This window comes from Paenibacillus sp. MCAF9 (genome assembly GCF_052114265.1).
Lineage (GTDB): Bacteria > Bacillota > Bacilli > Paenibacillales > Paenibacillaceae > Pristimantibacillus.
Genome location: NZ_JBFREL010000006.1, coordinates 285,148 through 301,983, shown reverse-complemented (window position 1 = coordinate 301,983; position 16,836 = coordinate 285,148). Strand labels below are relative to the sequence as shown.

The 16,836-nt window shown below is 47.1% G+C and carries 13 protein-coding genes; 9 read left to right on the top strand and 4 right to left on the bottom strand.

Features of this window, described 5'->3' with window-relative positions:
* Positions 1–4 precede the first annotated feature (4 nt).
* On the top strand, positions 5–259 hold the full coding sequence (locus AB4Z45_RS13575; protein WP_076270054.1) for a DUF2164 domain-containing protein: 255 nt from the start codon (positions 5–7) through the stop codon (positions 257–259).
* Positions 260–425: 166 nt separating this feature from the next.
* On the opposite strand, the gene AB4Z45_RS13570 is transcribed toward AB4Z45_RS13575, so the two are convergent.
* The gene (locus tag AB4Z45_RS13570; protein ID WP_441909835.1) at positions 426–1,598 is read right to left on the bottom strand and encodes a diguanylate cyclase; all 1,173 of its coding nucleotides are present in this window, start codon (positions 1,596–1,598) and stop codon (positions 426–428) included.
* A 123-nt stretch (positions 1,599–1,721) separates the two neighbouring features.
* Between AB4Z45_RS13570 and AB4Z45_RS13565 the strand changes: the two genes are divergently transcribed.
* The 3 genes from AB4Z45_RS13565 to AB4Z45_RS13555 are packed head-to-tail and all read left to right on the top strand — an operon-like array spanning position 1,722 to position 7,544.
* Positions 1,722–2,849: a glycosyltransferase family 4 protein gene (locus AB4Z45_RS13565; RefSeq protein ID WP_339208561.1), complete on the top strand. Its 1,128-nt coding sequence runs from the start codon at positions 1,722–1,724 to the stop codon at positions 2,847–2,849.
* Positions 2,850–2,881: 32 nt separating this feature from the next.
* Positions 2,882–4,168, top strand: coding sequence for a metallophosphoesterase family protein (locus tag AB4Z45_RS13560; protein WP_441909833.1), 1,287 nt, complete (start codon positions 2,882–2,884; stop codon positions 4,166–4,168).
* Between the two features lie 55 nt (positions 4,169–4,223).
* Positions 4,224–7,544, top strand: coding sequence for an AAA family ATPase (locus tag AB4Z45_RS13555; RefSeq protein ID WP_441909832.1), 3,321 nt, complete (start codon positions 4,224–4,226; stop codon positions 7,542–7,544).
* Positions 7,545–7,568: 24 nt separating this feature from the next.
* Here AB4Z45_RS13555 and AB4Z45_RS13550 read toward each other — a convergent pair whose 3' ends face one another.
* Complete coding sequence (locus tag AB4Z45_RS13550; RefSeq protein ID WP_441909830.1) at positions 7,569–8,609, bottom strand: YkvI family membrane protein; 1,041 nt, start codon at positions 8,607–8,609, stop codon at positions 7,569–7,571.
* A gap of 213 nt (positions 8,610–8,822) precedes the next feature.
* Positions 8,823–9,536, bottom strand: a complete 714-nt coding sequence (locus tag AB4Z45_RS13545; RefSeq protein ID WP_441909828.1) for a hypothetical protein — start codon at positions 9,534–9,536, stop codon at positions 8,823–8,825.
* 266 nt (positions 9,537–9,802) lie between these two features.
* On the opposite strand from AB4Z45_RS13545, the gene AB4Z45_RS13540 reads away from it, so the two are divergent.
* The 3 genes from AB4Z45_RS13540 to AB4Z45_RS13530 all read left to right on the top strand — a co-directional run bounded on the left by AB4Z45_RS13540 (position 9,803) and on the right by AB4Z45_RS13530 (position 11,135).
* On the top strand, positions 9,803–10,372 hold the full coding sequence (locus AB4Z45_RS13540; RefSeq protein ID WP_076270047.1) for a xanthine phosphoribosyltransferase: 570 nt from the start codon (positions 9,803–9,805) through the stop codon (positions 10,370–10,372).
* A gap of 82 nt (positions 10,373–10,454) precedes the next feature.
* Entirely contained in the window at positions 10,455–10,775 is a 321-nt protein-coding gene (locus AB4Z45_RS13535; RefSeq protein ID WP_076270046.1) for a hypothetical protein, read from the top strand.
* 135 nt (positions 10,776–10,910) lie between these two features.
* The gene (locus AB4Z45_RS13530; RefSeq protein WP_076270045.1) at positions 10,911–11,135 is read left to right on the top strand and encodes a hypothetical protein; all 225 of its coding nucleotides are present in this window, start codon (positions 10,911–10,913) and stop codon (positions 11,133–11,135) included.
* On the opposite strand, the gene AB4Z45_RS13525 is transcribed toward AB4Z45_RS13530, so the two are convergent.
* Complete coding sequence (locus tag AB4Z45_RS13525) at positions 11,110–13,707, bottom strand: transglutaminase domain-containing protein (RefSeq protein WP_441909826.1); 2,598 nt, start codon at positions 13,705–13,707, stop codon at positions 11,110–11,112. The two genes, AB4Z45_RS13530 and AB4Z45_RS13525, sit on opposite strands and share 26 nt — an antisense overlap.
* Positions 13,708–13,841: 134 nt before the next feature.
* On the opposite strand from AB4Z45_RS13525, the gene AB4Z45_RS13520 reads away from it, so the two are divergent.
* Together AB4Z45_RS13520 and AB4Z45_RS13515 are read left to right on the top strand one after the other, a co-directional pair.
* Positions 13,842–14,984 (top strand): GntR family transcriptional regulator, encoded by a 1,143-nt coding sequence (locus tag AB4Z45_RS13520; protein WP_441909825.1) that lies wholly within the window; start codon positions 13,842–13,844, stop codon positions 14,982–14,984.
* 407 nt (positions 14,985–15,391) lie between these two features.
* Positions 15,392–16,798 (top strand): ABC transporter substrate-binding protein, encoded by a 1,407-nt coding sequence (locus tag AB4Z45_RS13515; RefSeq protein ID WP_339208572.1) that lies wholly within the window; start codon positions 15,392–15,394, stop codon positions 16,796–16,798.
* The last annotated feature ends 38 nt before the right edge of the window (positions 16,799–16,836 follow it).

Here is a 16,836-nt window from a genome sequence, read left to right as displayed (position 1 = left end):
TAAAATGTTAATGTTGAAGCTGCCAAAAGAGCAGAAGGAGCAGTTGATTGCTAGCATTCAGCAGTATTTCGAGCTGGAGCGTTCGGAGACGCTTGGATCGATTGCGGCGGAGCAGCTGCTTGATTTTATGATACAAGCGGTTGGGCCGCATGTTTATAATCATGCGATTAAAGATGCACGCCAAACGGTACTTGAGCGGATGCAAACGCTGGAAGACGAGCTTTATTCATTAGAGAAGCCAACTGCGGCGAAGCGATAACGAGAGGGCTTGGCAGTCAGCTGTAAGTACAGCGAGAAGGCAGGCCAGCTGTTTTAAATGGTAATCATTAGACTGATAATGAGCATGTACGCATTTCTCTGAAGCAAGCAAAAAAAGGCACTGACCATCAAGGCTATAAGCCTCATGATCAGTGCCTTTTCATTGTTTATGCTTTTGATTTTTTGGAAGCAGCTGATGATTTGAACGGGGTTACTTTATTTTTGCCCGTCGTTTTGGAATAGTACATCGCTTCGTCAGCCTGCTTAATCATTTCTTGAACAGCCTTGCTTTCTTTGGAGGTGCTGAAGCCGACGCTTATCGTAACCATCGTTTCCTGCTCGACTCTGCGCCGAATGGATTCAGCTACAATTTCAGGTTTCACTCGCTCCGTGCTAATGCAGCTTAGCAGCTCTTCTCCGCCATAACGGCCAGCTGATCCGATGCCGCTCGATTCTTCCTTAATAATCTCGGAAACCTGCTTCAGTACGCCATCGGCTTTATGGTGGCCATGGGTATCATTCAATTTCTTAAAGTTGTCGATATCGCAAAAAATAATAGCCATCGGCTTGCTGCTCAGCAGCAGCTGCTCCGCCTTTGAATAGAAATGGCGCCGATTATACAATCCAGTCAAGCCATCCATAATTGACGATTGATAGGTAAACATCAACCTTTCGATTACCCACTCGAACAAGAGAATAAACAACAGGGTATAATATACGATTGGCAGCAGCTGGCTAATCGTCAGCAACCAAGTCAATGAGCCATGAAATACATAGGCATTCGACAGCCTAGCAAGCTCGCTTGCAAAAAAAACGATTAAGCTCGCGTAATATTTGGAGCTCATATGGGCGCTTCTTGTATCAAGCATAATCATGAAAATAACGATCAAACCATAGAAATCGAGTGCGGGATATGTAAAAGCTTGCGCATGAACGACCGTGTCCATTGAATTGGGCATAATCGCAAATTGTATGCCTGCAATAACGAATGTCATCATACTCATAATGATAAAGGGAATGACTTTAAGCTGTGCCGTTCGATGAGTATATAATTTCATGAAAACAAAGTTTATAATAATAAAAGATAGGATTTGAAGTATGGTAAAGGCTAAATGTAGAAATGGTGATAATGACCAGCCTGGATAAGCGAGCACGACGAGCAGGCATTGCTTAATAATAATGATTGGGATGGCTGTAATGAGCAAGCGATAAATTCGTTTGTTGCGGTAGCTTACATAAAGCCGAACCGACATGAAGAGCATTAAGATCAGAATGACGATGACCGCCGATGAAGAGAGCAGTTGTCCATTTGGGCCTGAAAGCCATTGTGTAAGAGTCATGAGTTACCCACCGTTATCTAGTATTAGTTTCAATAGCTTTACAGAAACATATGTTCTAATATATCATGTTTTACGGTGAACGAATAGTTGGAATACAGGTTTTACGTTGAAAGGATGGGACACATGAATATTTTACAAGCGTTATTTTTTCCACCGGAGCAGCCGGGCGGAGTTTCTTCCATGATCCCGTATATTCAAGATAGGTTCATTAAGTTTGGTTGGCAAATGGAATTGTTCTCTCTGCCTAAGCGGGTAAGAAGCAAAGGGCAGGAAGAAGTGACATTCGAAACCTTTGATCACACGATCTACAGCGGAAATGTAATGGTCGATAAATATATTCAAACGTATAAAGATTACGTATGGTGGACAAAGATGCGCATCAAAAAGCCATACGATATTATACATGCGCATCATCCCATTGCTGGGCTTGTCATGAAGCAGCTATTTCCAGATACTCCGCTTGCGATGACGATCCATTCCAGCTATGAACGGGAGCTTATTCTAAACGGCAAGATTAAAGAGGGTGGACCTGAACACCGATTTCTTATGAGTCTTTATGGCGAGCTGGAAGCGAAGGCGGATCAATTGCTGACCGTTTCCGAGTCCTTCCGTACCTATATCGCTCCTCATATCAAGCATCCAGAGAAAATAAAGGTTATTCCAAATGGTTTTGACGAGAAACGATTTAAACCGATATCCCACGAGAATGCGGTAACGCAGCTCATTACGGTGTGCAGGCTTGTCCCTGCCAAAGGACTTGATGTTCTGCTGCGCGCATGCGCAGAGCTTAAACAGAAGGGTCATCCGTTTGTTCTTCATATCATTGGCGATGGACCGATTCGCGAGGAGCTTGAAGCATTAGCAGTTGAGCTTGATTTGTATGATGATATTATCTTTTACGGCTATATGCTGCATCCGGAAGAGTTTATGCCGTTTTTTGATGTATTTGTATTGCCTTCACGCGCTGAGGCCTTCGGCTCTGTGTTCGCAGAAGCTGCTTTATGCTCGCTTGCGCTTGTCGGCACGAATGTAGGAGGCATTGCCGAGCAAATCGAAGATGGCGTTAATGGATTGTTAGTACCGCCGGAAGATGCGACAGCTCTTGCTGATGCGCTGGAGAAGGTCGTAACCGATCCCACTTATCGTTATCATCTGGCAAGGTCTGGTTCGGATAAAGCCAAAAAGGTATATTCACTTCAACGAGTGATTGCACAGCTGAAAAAAGTTTATATTCATATGAAGCCGGAATAACGGCTCATTCTATCGGAATAGGCGGTTATAAAATGTCGGTACCTTTTCGATTTATCCATGCAGCAGATTTGCATTTAGACAGCCCTTTCCGAGGGCTTGCGAAGGCTCCGGATCAGGTGAGAGAGGTGCTCAGCGAGTCCACCTTTGCAGCGCTGCGTCAGCTAACGCAGACCGCCATACGCGAGCAGGTGGATTTTATCGTGCTGGCTGGCGATTTGTTCGATGAAGCAGACCGTTCGCTCAGGGCACAGCTCATGCTCGTACGAGAGTGGCAAAAGCTGCAGGAGCACGGAATATCCGTATATGTGATCCATGGAAATCATGACCCGTTAAATGGCGAGCGAGCAGACTTAGAACTGCCGGCAAACGTGCATATATTTGGAGCGGATCAAATGGAATATCGGCCGGCTTACCGTACTAACGGTGAGCTGGCTGCATTTGTTTACGGCAGGTCATACGGAAAACGCGTCGTCTCGGAAAATATAGCTGCGGCTTATCAAATACAGCAAGAAGCGCCCTTTCATATCGCGCTGCTCCACGGAAATGTTGATGGCGATGGAACGCATGACCCGTATGCGCCATGCTCGCTGGGCGAGCTTATCGGGGGCAAGGGCTTCGATTATTGGGCGCTAGGCCATATTCATAAACGAAGGGTGCTGCATGAATACCCTCATGTCGTATACGCAGGCAACACACAAGGAAGAAATCCGCGTGAAGTAGGGGCTAAGGGCTGTTACTTGGTGGAGGTAAACGCTGCAAGAGCGGTAGAGCTGACCTTTTTGCCGCTGGATGAAGTCAGGTGGCACGAGTATGACTGCTCCATCTCTGAGCTGAGTACAGAACAGGAGCTTTTGCAGCAATTGGAAGGTCTACTTGACACAATATTAGCTGAAGCGGAAGGCCGCTCGGTTATGCTTCGACTTTGTTTGACAGGTCGCGGGCTGCTGCATCAGAAGCTCTCGGAGCCAGCGATTGTTCGAACGCTGCTTGAGCAGTTGCAGGAGGGCAGGGCGATATCGTCTGCTGAACCATGGATCTTCGTGCATGGCCTAGAGGTGAATACAGGGGCTGCGATCAAATGGGAGGAGCTGGCGGTGGAAGACAGCTTTACCGGAGAGCTCGTTCGATTTAGCGCAGCATTAACGGAGGATGAGAAGTTATGGCAGGATTTTGCCAAAAATGCTGTGAGCCCTGCAGCAGGGCATGCGAAGCTTGGCAGACTTATGTTTAACCAATGGGACGAGCCTCCCGAGCGCTGGCTAGAGCAAGCGCGCGAGCTGACGCTTGGTTTGCTTCATGATCATGAACGTGGCGGATGATGATAGGGCGAGTGCAGCTTGTATCTGCAAAAGCCTATAGGAGATGACAGGAAGCATGAAGCTTTTGAAGGCTGAAATTGACGGTTTCGGACAGCTATATAGGAAGCAAATACCGCTCGATGCGGCGGTCATTATCGTATATGGTCCAAATGAAGCGGGAAAAAGCACGATGTTCGGCTTTATTCGATCGATGCTTTTTGGTTTTGCCAAACGCGGACAGTCGAATGAGCGGCAAGAACCGGTGAATGGCGGCAAGCATGGCGGTCGGATGTTTTTTCAAAGTGCAGAAGATGAAGCCTACGTTGTTGAGCGGTACGCGGCTGACGGATTAGGCAAGCTTAAGCTGCGCGCTCTAAGCCTTGCAGCTGGCAATGACGAATTGTTAAATGATCCATTCATTAGCGTCATTGCTGCAGCAGATAATTCACTCGAAGAAGCAGCACTCACACAAACGGAATGGGAACGGCAGTTTTTAGGAGGCATTAGCGAAAAGCTGTATCGACAATTGTTCGCTATTACGCTGACTGAACTGCAAGAAATCGGCGCGTTGTCGGGAGAAGAGCTTGGACAATATTTGTATCAAGCAGGGTGGGACAACGGAAAATCGATAGCAGCAGCTGAGAAGCGTTTAGCACAGGAAATGGACCTTCTCTTTAAGCCACGCGGAGCTAATCAACAAATTAATCAGCATTTGAAAACGCTTGAGCAAATAGATGCGCAGCTTCGCAAGCGCGCAGATGCCATTGTCTCCTACAATCAGTTGACGCAGCAGACGGGCGAGCTGGATGCATTCTTGCAGCAGCTGGAATTGGGGCTGCCAGCAAAGGAAGCAAGGCAAATGCTGCTTCATAAAGCTTGCACGACTAGGCCATTGTGGATTCGCAAGCAGCAGCTGATGATTGAGCGCGAGCAAGTCGCTTACGCTGCAGAGCTCTCGCCGCATGCGGAGAAGGAATGGGACGAGCTGCAAAGGCAAAGAGCTGAGCTGCGCGAAGAAGCGGAGAAGCAAAGGCAGAAAGCGCTGCTGCTGGAGCTGCAGCTTGAAGCAATAAGTTATGATGAGCAGCTTCTCCGTATTGGAGATGAGACGGAAGCTCTGCTTCAGGCAGCTGAGAGTATGCGCCAGCTGAAGCAGGACAGCATAGAGCTGGAATCAGAGCTTCGCGAGCATGATGAGATGATTGCGAGGCTCGTTACCAGCATCGCGCCGGAATGGACAGAGCGTCAACTGAGGGAGCTTCACGTTACGATAGCCGATCGTGACTTTGTGCGCAGCGCCAGGCAGCAGGAGCTGGAGCACGCGCGAGGAGAGGAGCGATTCGCGGCTGAGCTTGAGACGCTTAAGCAGCAGGAGCAGGAAGCGTCTATCGCTTTGGAGGAGGCGAGGTCAGCCGCCGCACGGGAGAAGGAGCGCAGCGAGCAGGAGGGCAGCACCGGATTTGAGGTGCTGCCGCGCACGCGAGATGCGCTGAAGGGGGCGTGGAACGCCCTCGATAGCGCGCTGCGCGAGTGGGAGCTCGAGCGGGCGCGCTCTGCCGGAGCCGCTGCAGCCGCAAGCGAGAGCGAGTCGGCTGGCCGCGGCGCGGCAGCTTCGGGCCGAGGCGGAGCCGGCCCTTGGTGGGCTGCGGCGGCAGGAGCGGGCGGAGCCGCGCTGGCGCTTGGAGCTGCCGCGCTTGGCGGAGCAGGGCGCGGTGCAGGTATTGCTGCGCTGGCGCTGGCGGGAGCGGCGCTTGCGTTTGTTGTTATGGCGCTGCTGCGGAGTCGCGGTGCTGGGAATGCAGCAGCAGGCGAGAGCAGTGATCAGCTGCGTGGACGCGGACGTTCGCGAGGGCGCAGCGGAGCAGCTGCGCTCACCGGTACGGAGCTTAATGAACGAGAGAAACGAGTGCATCAAGCTTTAGAGATGATTGTACATAATCCGCAAGAGGCAGCGGCTGCCCTGCTTGCGGCAAAGCATTACAGCTCGCCAGAGCATCTGCTCGCAGCGGAACAAGCGCGCACACAGCTGCGCGCCGCAGTCGAAGCCCGTCTCGAGGCGCTGCAGCGCAGCGAGCGCCTCATCGACCATAGCAGCGAGCTCGCCCGCCGCCTAGAGCGGCTGCGCGCGCACGCTGCAGGACGCAGCGAGGCTGCCGCCGCTGCTGCACAAGCAAGGCAAGCCATCGCCCATCAGTGGGCTGACTGGCTTGCAGCTCGCTCACTGCCGGCGGGAATGTCGCCGGCCGCTGCGCTCGAAGCATTCGAGCTTGCCGAGCAAGCTTTGCAGCGGCTGCAGCATTATGACCGGCTGTCGGCGAAACAAGCCGCCGCAGGCAAACAGCTGGCTGCTTTCGCTGCGCAAGCAGCGAAGCTGTGCGGGCATTTCAAGGAAGCGGCCGCAGCGGTTGCAGCTGATCCAGCCCTCGCGCTGCGCCTGCTGCATGCCGAAATTCGCCGCCATGCTGCAGCCAAACAAGAAGCGCGCGCTATTATTGCGCGCCGTGACGAGCTGCAAATGGCGCAGCAGGCTGCTGAATCCCGGCAGCTTAAGCTAGAGAGCCAAGTGTTGAAAACAGTGGAAGCGGCTGGTCTATCAAGTGAAGCCCAATATGAGCTTGCCATTTCGCATCATAGCATATGGACAGCGCTTGAGCTTGAACTTTCAAAGCTTGCGTTGGAAATAACGGCTGGCATGTCAGCGGAGAGAATTTCCGAGCTCGAGCATTTGTTTGGCAGCTATGATGAAGAGCAGCTGCAGCAGCTGCATTTGGAGTCGCAGACGGAGCTGAAAGAGCTGGAGCGGCAAAAGCAGGAGCAGCTTGAAAAGCGGGGGAGAGTGCGGCAGTCGCTAGACCATCTTTTGCAGGAAGAGGAGCATCAAAGGCTGCTTTCTGATAAAGCGATGACGGTTGCCCAGATCGAGAAGGATGCAGAGCGGTATGCGGTCCTTTCTATTAGCGCAGCATTAATTAGCCGAACAAAACGTGTTTATGAAGAAGAGCGTCAGCCTGTCGTGCTTCGCAATGCGTCGCGTTATATGATGGAGCTGACAGATGGCAAATATATTCGGGTACTTACAACGCCAGGCGAACCGGGAATCAGGCTGGAAACAGCGGAGCACCGTCTCATCGACAGCGGAATGTTAAGCAGAGGAACAGCGGAGCAGGTTTATTTGGCGATGCGCCTTGCTTTGGCGGAGGAAGCAACAAGTGGATCGAAGCTTCCTCTTATGCTGGATGATGTGTTTGTTAATTTCGACAAAGGCAGGCTGCATGCAGTAACCAAGCTGCTCGCATCCTTATCGAGTGAAAGGCAAATTATCGTTATGACTTGTCATGAGCATGTTCGAGACGCAATGCTTGAGCATTGCGAGGGTGCGTTACTCGTACAAATTTGATGGTTGCAAGCAGCCAAATGCTCTCTAATGAGTAGTAACACGTTTGCGGATAATTAAGATGAGCCAGCCCAAGCTGACCAAGCCGAATAACGGATAAAGAGTTGACAGCAGCGGACCAAATCCGATTTGGCTGGCTACATAACAAATCGCGAGGATAAGAAGTACAATCAAGCTCCGAGCCCATTTCAAACGCTCATGAAGCTGAAGGGTGAGGCCGTAAATGTCTGCAATGAGTGTCGTGAAGATTTCAGCGAAAATAATGAAAACGTAAATAAACTGTACGCTAGGCCCTAGCTGCCGAGCAATCCCGCCCATCGGTATTGCGAATTGTTGAATGCCTGGCATATGAACGGAAAGCGCGATGTGACCAGCCAGCAGCATGAACCCAATTCCGATTCCTCCGACCCATGAGCCAGCAATAATGACCTTGCGGTCACGGATTTCTGCTCCCAGCGGCACAAGCACAGCTTGCGACATCGAGAGGTTGAAGGCGGTATATAAAAAAGGTGAAGCCCAAGCGGCCCAGATGGAATGGTCGCTTGATAAAGTAATGAACTTGTCTGCGCCTGGCGTTTGAAATGTATTGATGATGATGAGTACAGTGAACAGCAGCATAACAGGGACGACGATCGCATTGACCGTCAGAATAGCATTCATTCCTTTGCGCAGCAAAAAATAACAAGCGGCAATCGTAATAAGCAGACCTGATTGATAAGAAATATTCCAATGCTCATAAAATATGGTGCCGGCACCTGCGAGCATAACAGCGGTTACGCCAAGGAGTACGACTAACATAAAGTGGCTGATAAGTCGTCCATATTTGTCGCCGAACAATGCTTTATTTAAGTCTTCGTACGACTTTGCTCTAATTTCACTTGCAATGAGCATCATCTTGGTGCCTAGCCAAATGAACAAAATGGTAGATATAACAATCGTGACCGTACCCCAGTAACCGAAGCGGGTAAAAAACTGAAGTATTTCTTGGCCGGTGGCAAAACCGGCCCCCACGATTGTTCCCATGTAAGTTGAAGCGATTTGCAATACCTTCCCAGTACGTTTCCACATCGTCTACCGTCCTCCGTTCGATAACCCTCTATAATTAGAAGGTATGTCCAAACGGGGACAGGCATGACTTTTTTCAAAATATTACGATTTTCTACGGGATATTTAGAAGCAGAGAGGGCCTTAATTCTAGCAGCGGCGGTAGTGCTGTGGTGTATTTCCTTCAATGGCAGCCTTGGTTTGCTCTTTACATTAGTCACGCATGCTAAATTCTGTCTAGCTGATAGCGAGAAGCTTAATGGAAATGATTTCGTTATGCTCGGGGTCAAGATCCAGCTTTAGCAGCGCTTTGTTTGCTTTGTAAGTGAGCAAATAGGCGGTTTGCTTCTCAGGCTTGCCAAGTGCAAGCAATGCAGCTTCCGGATTGTCGCCAATTTGCAGGCCGCTTAGGCCGGCTTGAATGTTTTTTTCAAAAAGCTCAATAAATTGCGTTTTTTTCTTAGCATTGATTCCAACTGCAAATCCATCATATTCAAGCACGGTAACAGGATCCGTCTCTTCCTCAAGCTTGTAGCTGTCTTGCGGATTGCCAAACTGCTTAACAACCGAAGCATGGGTATCGCCAATTGCTACGCCGTGGAGAAGAGGCGCGTCTGCTTGCCACAAAGCATCTTCACTTTCGGTTTTTACCGGCGCTTTGGGATTCTCTGACTTGCTGACTGCTGAGGTTTCAGCGTTTGTATTGCTGCTCGTATCCACTTTGTTCACATGAGGCTCGTCCATTTGAATCTCATTTTCCGTTAGCTCAGAGTAAGAGTTTTGAGGGCTGTTAGGCTTGCTCGTCTGCTTGGTCGGAAGAGGAGCTGTGTCATCCGTGTAAGTATCTGGCGTTGTCGTCGATGCGCTCTGGCAGCTGGCAAGCAATAAGGCAAGCGTTGAAGTTGCCGCGAGCATAGCTGCTTTTTTCGTAAATAATCGATTGGTTTTCAAGGTTTACACTCCTTTCCCTATAGGAAATATCATCGGTATAATGAACCATATTTATAAATGTTCAGCTAAATTCGTTCAAAAGTTATGTTATTAAATTAGACGTGTAAAATGTGGTAAAAGTTTCTCTATTTTACTGTAGATATGAAATTTCTCGCTCGAATTCGCTAGATTTTTTTGGGATTAAAAACGATCCCTTCAATAGGGTTGCACTTTTTGCCTGACCTATGGTACGGTATCAAAAAGGATTTTGGTGGAGGTAATGAAAGATGGAAAGTTTAAAACAACGTATTTTAGCAGAATCATCCGTATTGTCTAGCAATGTACTGCGGATGGATGCTTTGATCAACCACCAGGTCGACCCAGCATTGACAATGGAAATGGGACAAGAGTTTGCAAGACGCTTCGCGGAGGAGCAAATTACGAAGGTGATAACGGTGGAGTCGTCGGGAATACCCGCTGCCTTTGCAACCGCATATACTCTAGGAGTACCGCTCGTTTTCGCTCGCCGCAAGAAGACATTAATTGCTGATCCGGATGCATATGTGGAACGTGTTCCTTCCTTTACAAAGGGAATGGTGACTGATATTATGGTGTCCAAACAGTTTCTAACGGCTGAAGATCGGGTACTCTTTATTGATGACATTATTGCCAACGGCGATGCAGCGCGTGGATTGATAAAAATTATTCAGCGCTCGGGAGCAGCTTTAGTTGGACTTGGCGTCGTTGTCGAGAAGTCATTTCAAGCTGGAGGAAGAACATTGCGGGAACAAGGAATTCGTGTGGAGCCGCTCGTTCGCATTTCTTCGCTTGATAACGGTGAAATTAAATTTGAGTAATAAGTTCCAGTACAAATGTTCTTTTCGCATCCGGCATTATCGCTTATAATGGTACAGAAGTGATCGAGGGGAGGCACATACTATGGGGGAAATGTCTGCAGAGTTTATGTATACAAAGCTAAGCGATGCTAAAGTCCACTTTGAGCGTGCACTAGATTGTAAACATACGGAATTTGATGATTTATATCCTTATATGATTGAGCATCCGCAATTTTTCTGGTACAAACGTTATGTCGCGTGGTCAGAGCTGCTCACTATCGTGAAGCTTTGCGACGAATTGTCTATTGAATGGCGGGAGCAATTCACTGACCGTCAAGGCGAATATATCGGCAAACGGGTGATGTCATCACGCGTGCTGGATGAGTGGTATGAAACGAATGACGCGAAAGAGCATGCAGGTTAACGTAAAGAATGATATAAGTATAAGTTAAACCTTATTATTATTTATATTTTGAAGTAAACCTCAATGTGATGCGTAAGCATCCATTGAGGTTTTTCAATAATCATACGGGTTAGAATAGAAGCAGGAGGAATTGCAATGATAAGTGAAGAGCAATTGGATCAATATCGCGTAAGCGGTGAGACGATAAGAGTTGTAAGAGATGCAATCGAAGCAAATGACGTTAAAGGTATCGTTGTAGCATGGGACGAGTCCTCTGTCGTTATTCGCAGACCAAATCGCCGAGTAGTGAAGCTAAGCCGTACATATAGCTACACACCAGCATCCGAGGATCGGCTTAATCTTTTTCCTGATGAGAATTAGCAATCGCATGAATGGCATCCAGCGCTTCTTTGCCGGTTCCGAGCTTGTATCCCTCTGACATGTATCGGATTCGTCCTATATTATCCAAGACAAACAGGATGGGAAACTGTTCCATCCTCTTCGGCACGATCAAGGGCTGGAAGAGGTTAAGGCCAGCGTATGACTGGTCAAGGTGGAAAGAAGCGTTTCGGGGCAAGGCAGCATCTTGTTCTAATGAGAAGGATGCGGTCAGCTTATCTTCACCCGCTGTCAATATGACTTGGCCATTCCATGCCTCAAATGCAGGAGCCAGCTCTCGAAGCTCTCTCAGCAGATGTTTTGAAGGCTCACGGTCTGGCTCGATCCAAGCGATGACTGCGCCGCGCGGCTGAACGGCTGCTTTCATGCTAATCTTTGGATAGAATAACTCCTTATCCATGGCATCAACAGAGAGTGAGGCTAGTATTGGAATTTCCATATCCTTGCTGCGGAAGCTCAATGTCAATTTTGTTGTAGCTGATGGAGAGATGTCAAAATAAGCAAGCCGGACCTTTACAGTACCATTTGGAAGTCTTGTTCCGGTTATTAACCGATATTGTCCGCATACCAATTCGATTGGCGCGTCGAATACGTCCTTTTTGCCAAAGGGGAGCATCTGTGTGTGATACATGCCCTTCGTAAAGCGCGCAATCGTGAAGTTATGGAAATAGGCAGCTTCTTCTACATCTGCTGCTATGTCTTTGATGAAATGAACAAAACCTAGAGCTGGCGCTGAGGTGCCCTCCGAACAAAAGTCAGTCCAATGGCTTAGCATAAAGTATTGCGGCCTTAAATCAGTTGGTTCAAGGCGAGCTGGTATTCCTATGCTTCTTGCTGTCGCGATTAGAAGAATGTGGAAGCAAAGCCGATCGCCTTTTTGTAATTCAAAGCTGCCTAGCGGCGTGGCAGAGCCGTTATAATGATTCATGCCTTCGATAATATCAAATTCACCGGCAAGCCGCTCGTACATGGCCTCAGGTTGACCGCGATACAGCTCCTTTTCTGCCTCAGAGTAATGCTCTTGGAAACGATGCTTGTAGGGTGCAATCATCTCATAATGTATACGCGGACAAAGAAGATACTTGCTGGTAAAAGATTTATCTAAATCGGTATCCTGACTTTCAATCAGCGGCAAAAAACCAAGTAGATGATCATCTAACGAGATTTGAAACGTATCTGTCAAATCCTTTTCATGAAGTGATTCCAGCAGCAAAAGCGGCCATTCTCCATGCAAAGGGGATTGATTTTGTAAAAAAGCATAAATCTCATGGCTGTTGCCTCTAGCTTTTTGAAGGACATTCCATACCCGATCTCCATTTAGGGAGAGCTGATCAGCTAGCTGAGAAGACTGCTCCAAGCTAACAAATGTGGCTTCATATGCAGCACGAATTTGGGAACCCTCTTGAATTCGCTCACTATTTTTCTGTTTCTCCTGCTCAGTGGCGGCTGAAGTCAGCTTGCTGTCCACAGATGGCGGGGGGATCATCTCAATATCCGAAATGCCGCCTCGAACTTCCTCTTTGCTCATAACCATTGTAAATTCGTTCGCGTCTCCCGTATGGATAAGTATAGAGCCCCAGCCTTCTTCGCCAACAGCATGTATATATAAGCTGCCAAGTCCAGTTGTAAGTGTAACTTGCCCGGATTGATCTGTCGTCTTTGTCACAATAGTAGAAAACTCGGCGTAATTATACAGCTGGAAGTGTACCTTAGCACTAGATGGGGAACCAGCTTGATTAAGTACTTTGATCGTAATGGTCTTGTTTACGGCATAGTTGTCTAGTAAATTAATTTCGGTATACCAAGGATGCTGCAGCGTAATTTCCTCGGGGCCTGCATAGTTGGAGGGAACTCTCGTATTAACGAGCATAGCTCTTTTTGCAGGGGCGCTAAACCAGCCTTGGTCTAACTTTGCTTCTGGCTCGCAAGCACCGAGAAAACGCCATCGACCATCAGCCCAAGCTTCCACCCAAGCATGATTGGAATCACAATGGGCCCAGCGTGGTGTATAGCACTGCCTTGCAGGAATTCCGATGCTGCGGAGTGCAGCAACTGCAAGTGTGGACTGCTCTCCGCAGCGTCCGAGAGTGGTACGGATAATGGTTAAAGGAGATACGGTGCGCTGGTCGTTTCCTATGTAGGTAGCTTTTTCATGGCACCAGTAGTTAGTCTCCAAAATGGCATCTTCCATGGACAGACCTCGAACGCGCTCGAACAATTCATTAAACAGCAAGCTTCGAATATCTTCGATGTTCTCGTTATTGACCCGATATGGGAGAACAAAGTGGTAAAATAAATGATCGGACACTGTGCTGCCCCATGGCACTTTATTCCGAATAGCAAGGGAAGCCCGTACATGGCTAAGAAAAAGTTCACCATTATAATCAGCTAAGTCATTTAGAGGCATGTAGGCATATAAAAATTGCAGCGCAAACTGCTCATCCGCGCTTAAGGGCTGCTGAAAAACGCTGAATAGCTGCTCTTCACGCAAGCTGGCTAGGCTCCTTTTGTAGGCAAATTTTTCTAGAACCTGTGTTGTCCAGTCTGAATTCATAATTATGATCATCCTCTCCTAAAAACTGCAGGTATACTCCAATGAAGTTGGTATATTTAATTTGCATTATAAAGAATTGATTTGGTATAATCAATACAAGAAATGCATTACGGATAGACTGGAAGTGAATGAGCATGCAGTCCGAAAACAAACCTTTGTATATGGTCATTCTTGAGGATCTCAAGGAAAAGATAAAATCGGGAGAATATTTGCCTGATCAACAACTTCCAACAGAAGTGGAATTGGCGGAGAAGTCAGGGGTTAGCCGCATTACATCGAAGCGCGCATTAATCGAGCTGGAACGGGAAGGCCTAATATACAGAAAACGCGGAAGCGGGAGCTTCGTCAAAAAACAAGAGATTTATATCGAATCCGATACAGGCACCTCAAATGCCAATCGGATTATTTCAATGATTCTTCCTTATATGGCGACACATGAATCGGACTATATAACCGGAGCATCGGACTATTTGGACGATAAAGGTTATTATTTAAGCATTCATAACAGCAATTGGAGCAGGGACAAAGAGAAGGAGCTGCTCGTTCGAATTCCTAAGAACGGTTCAAGCGGCATCATATTGTATCCGATCAGCACCATTAGCAATATTGATTTGATCAATGCTATTTATTGGAACGACTACCCGATTGTGACGATTGATCAGTACTTTGAAGGCATTCCGATTACGAGCGTTACTTCAAATAACTTTGAAGGCGGTTATGAGATCGCGAAGCAGCTGCTTGAGTTTGGCCATGAGCGAATTGCTTTTGTTTCCAGCATCAGCATCGAATTTCGCAGTTCGGTGCGCGACCGGTATCAAGGCTACTGCAATGCGCTGAAGGATTACAAAATTCCGATTGATCCTGACTTAATCGTTTCGGATTTCTATAGACAAGTAGATGAAACAAATAGCAAAACCTTCTATAAATCAATGATTGCTTCGCTGATTCAGGCTGGGGTAACAGCGATTCAAGTTGAGCATGATCACCTTGCCGTCGATCTTCTTAAAAACGCGATTGAAATGGGATTGCAAGTTCCAGGACAGCTTTCAATTGCCGGCTTCGACGATCATATCATTGCGCAGCATGTAGAGGTTCCGCTTACGACCGTAGCCCAAGATTATAACGAAATAGGCCGTAAAGCGGCTGAATTAATCGTTAATCGAATTGAACGAGCTGATTTTTCACCGCAAAAATTACAGGTTCCCGTTCGTGTGGTAGAAAGAGAGTCCATTGGCATGCAGACGGTAGATGATCAAGCCTCGGTCAAATCGGTATAGGCAATCTATTATTCTGCGTCATTCATTTTAATGTAAAAAGCTGGCCATAATGGCCAGCTTTTTTATTTGGTATAATCAATAATGTATTTTACTATATTAAGTATATTCATTGTTTACAAAAAATAGTATTGCGATTATAATAACTTTTGTAAGCAGGCTAAAAGGTATATCTAATTACATAGCCAAGTCGGTTTGTAATTGAAGTGATGCACCTTGAGAACGAACCGATTGTACAACAATGGATATATCGGTTATTTTTGCTTGCGAAGAATGTAAGCGCTTTATAACTGGTTTTATTATGCCGTTAAGGAGGGCTGCTCGGTATTTCTGTCTAGAGCTTGGTTAAAGCGTTTCGTAATCATGTCTTTTTAAAATTTCAATCCAATATGAATGATGGGGGATTTTAAATGAAAAAGCTAAAATTACGCTCGTTTGCAGTCATTGCATTAATACTCATGGTTTCAATTGTAGGATGCTCCGGAAAAAATGGTGCTAACAGCAATCAAGGGAAAGAAACGAATGCAGTTTCTCCGACAAATGCTGAACCAACAACAGAAGCGACTGTGGCGCCGGAAGAGAACAAATACGATTTAAAAGGGCAGACGATTAAAATCGGCGTTTGGTACGACGGAGCAGATCCAAGATTAGTAGAAGAAAAAGGTCCCGCAGAAGAAGCACAAATCAAATTGATTGAAGCTGCGGAGAAAAAATATAACGGCAAAATTGAATTTGTAAAGTTCGGCGACTATGGAAAGTATATTGAAAATTTTACGACGACTTCTCTCTCAGGCACACCGTTTGCGGATATCGTTCGGATCGAGCTTTTCTGGGCGTTTCCACAGCTTGTGAACAAACAGTTCATTCAGCCAGTTGATGAATTTTTGGATTTGAATGATCCGAAATATATTAGCTGGATGAAGGTTGGAGGAAGTTATGACGGCAAGCAATACGGGATGACGGATTCAGCTCCTTCTCCGTACGGCATGTTTTATAACAAAACGCTCGTTCAGAAGCTTGGCCTAGAGGATCCATACGAGCTTCAACAAAAAGGCGAATGGACATGGGATAAATTCCGTGAATTTGCAAAAACCGCTACGAAGGATACAGACGGCGATGGAAAAACAGATGTATTTGGCGTAACCGGCGCTTATGGTAAAGTTAAAGCATTTGCAGAGCAGATGGTCTACACGAACAACGGGGCTCTGGACAAGGATGCAAGTGGAGAATACAAATTCGCTATGAACAGTGAAAATGCGATTGAGTCCTTGCAATTCATTTCTGATCTCTACAACACTGATAAATCGATCATGCAGCCGGTTCCTGAGGATGCAGCGAAAGAATTCATCGCTGGCAAAGGCGTTATCTATGCAGGATTCAGCTGGGAGCTTGGCACGTTTGTCGATAGTATGAAGGATCAACAACTTGGTTATGTTTTCTTCCCGAAAGGCCCTAAGGCTGATCGCTATGTTTCCTACACACCGTTTGGCAATATGTTCATGGTAGCTAAATATTCGAAAAATGCTGAGGTTGCTGTGAAAATTCTTGATGAGATTAGTCTTCATGAAGAGGGCAGAAAGCTAGCCAATGAGTCATGGGAAACTTCTTACCCTAGTAAAGAGTCGCTCGATACTCGGAAACAGATGGCCGACAACATTGAGTATATCTCCTACTATGGCATTCCAGATGGCGAGAAGCTCTTTGAAGGTGTCGTCAAAGAAATTACAGAAGGCAAAGTATCGCCGTCCACTGCAGTTGACAAAATCAAACCGCAGTTTGAAGCGAACATGAACAAATTGCTTCAAGACAACAAATAAAATTTTGTCAAAAACTCTCGGCAGGCTCCTATTTTAAT

What these genes read in the sequence shown, in the direction of transcription:
- AB4Z45_RS13535 (WP_076270046.1), top strand. Translation starts at nt 10,455, where the DNA reads ATGGGGGAAATGTCTGCAGAGTTTATGTATACAAAGCTAAGCGATGCT.
- AB4Z45_RS13565 (WP_339208561.1), top strand. Translation starts at nt 1,722, where the DNA reads ATGAATATTTTACAAGCGTTATTTTTTCCACCGGAGCAGCCGGGCGGA.
- AB4Z45_RS13560 (WP_441909833.1), top strand. Translation starts at nt 2,882, where the DNA reads ATGTCGGTACCTTTTCGATTTATCCATGCAGCAGATTTGCATTTAGAC.
- AB4Z45_RS13540 (WP_076270047.1), top strand. Translation starts at nt 9,803, where the DNA reads ATGGAAAGTTTAAAACAACGTATTTTAGCAGAATCATCCGTATTGTCT.
- AB4Z45_RS13515 (WP_339208572.1), top strand. Translation starts at nt 15,392, where the DNA reads ATGAAAAAGCTAAAATTACGCTCGTTTGCAGTCATTGCATTAATACTC.
- AB4Z45_RS13575 (WP_076270054.1), top strand. Translation starts at nt 5, where the DNA reads ATGTTAATGTTGAAGCTGCCAAAAGAGCAGAAGGAGCAGTTGATTGCT.
- AB4Z45_RS13550 (WP_441909830.1), bottom strand. Translation starts at nt 8,609, where the DNA reads ATGTGGAAACGTACTGGGAAGGTATTGCAAATCGCTTCAACTTACATG.
- AB4Z45_RS13530 (WP_076270045.1), top strand. Translation starts at nt 10,911, where the DNA reads ATGATAAGTGAAGAGCAATTGGATCAATATCGCGTAAGCGGTGAGACG.
- AB4Z45_RS13555 (WP_441909832.1), top strand. Translation starts at nt 4,224, where the DNA reads ATGAAGCTTTTGAAGGCTGAAATTGACGGTTTCGGACAGCTATATAGG.
- AB4Z45_RS13520 (WP_441909825.1), top strand. Translation starts at nt 13,842, where the DNA reads ATGCAGTCCGAAAACAAACCTTTGTATATGGTCATTCTTGAGGATCTC.
- AB4Z45_RS13570 (WP_441909835.1), bottom strand. Translation starts at nt 1,598, where the DNA reads ATGACTCTTACACAATGGCTTTCAGGCCCAAATGGACAACTGCTCTCT.
- AB4Z45_RS13525 (WP_441909826.1), bottom strand. Translation starts at nt 13,707, where the DNA reads ATGAATTCAGACTGGACAACACAGGTTCTAGAAAAATTTGCCTACAAA.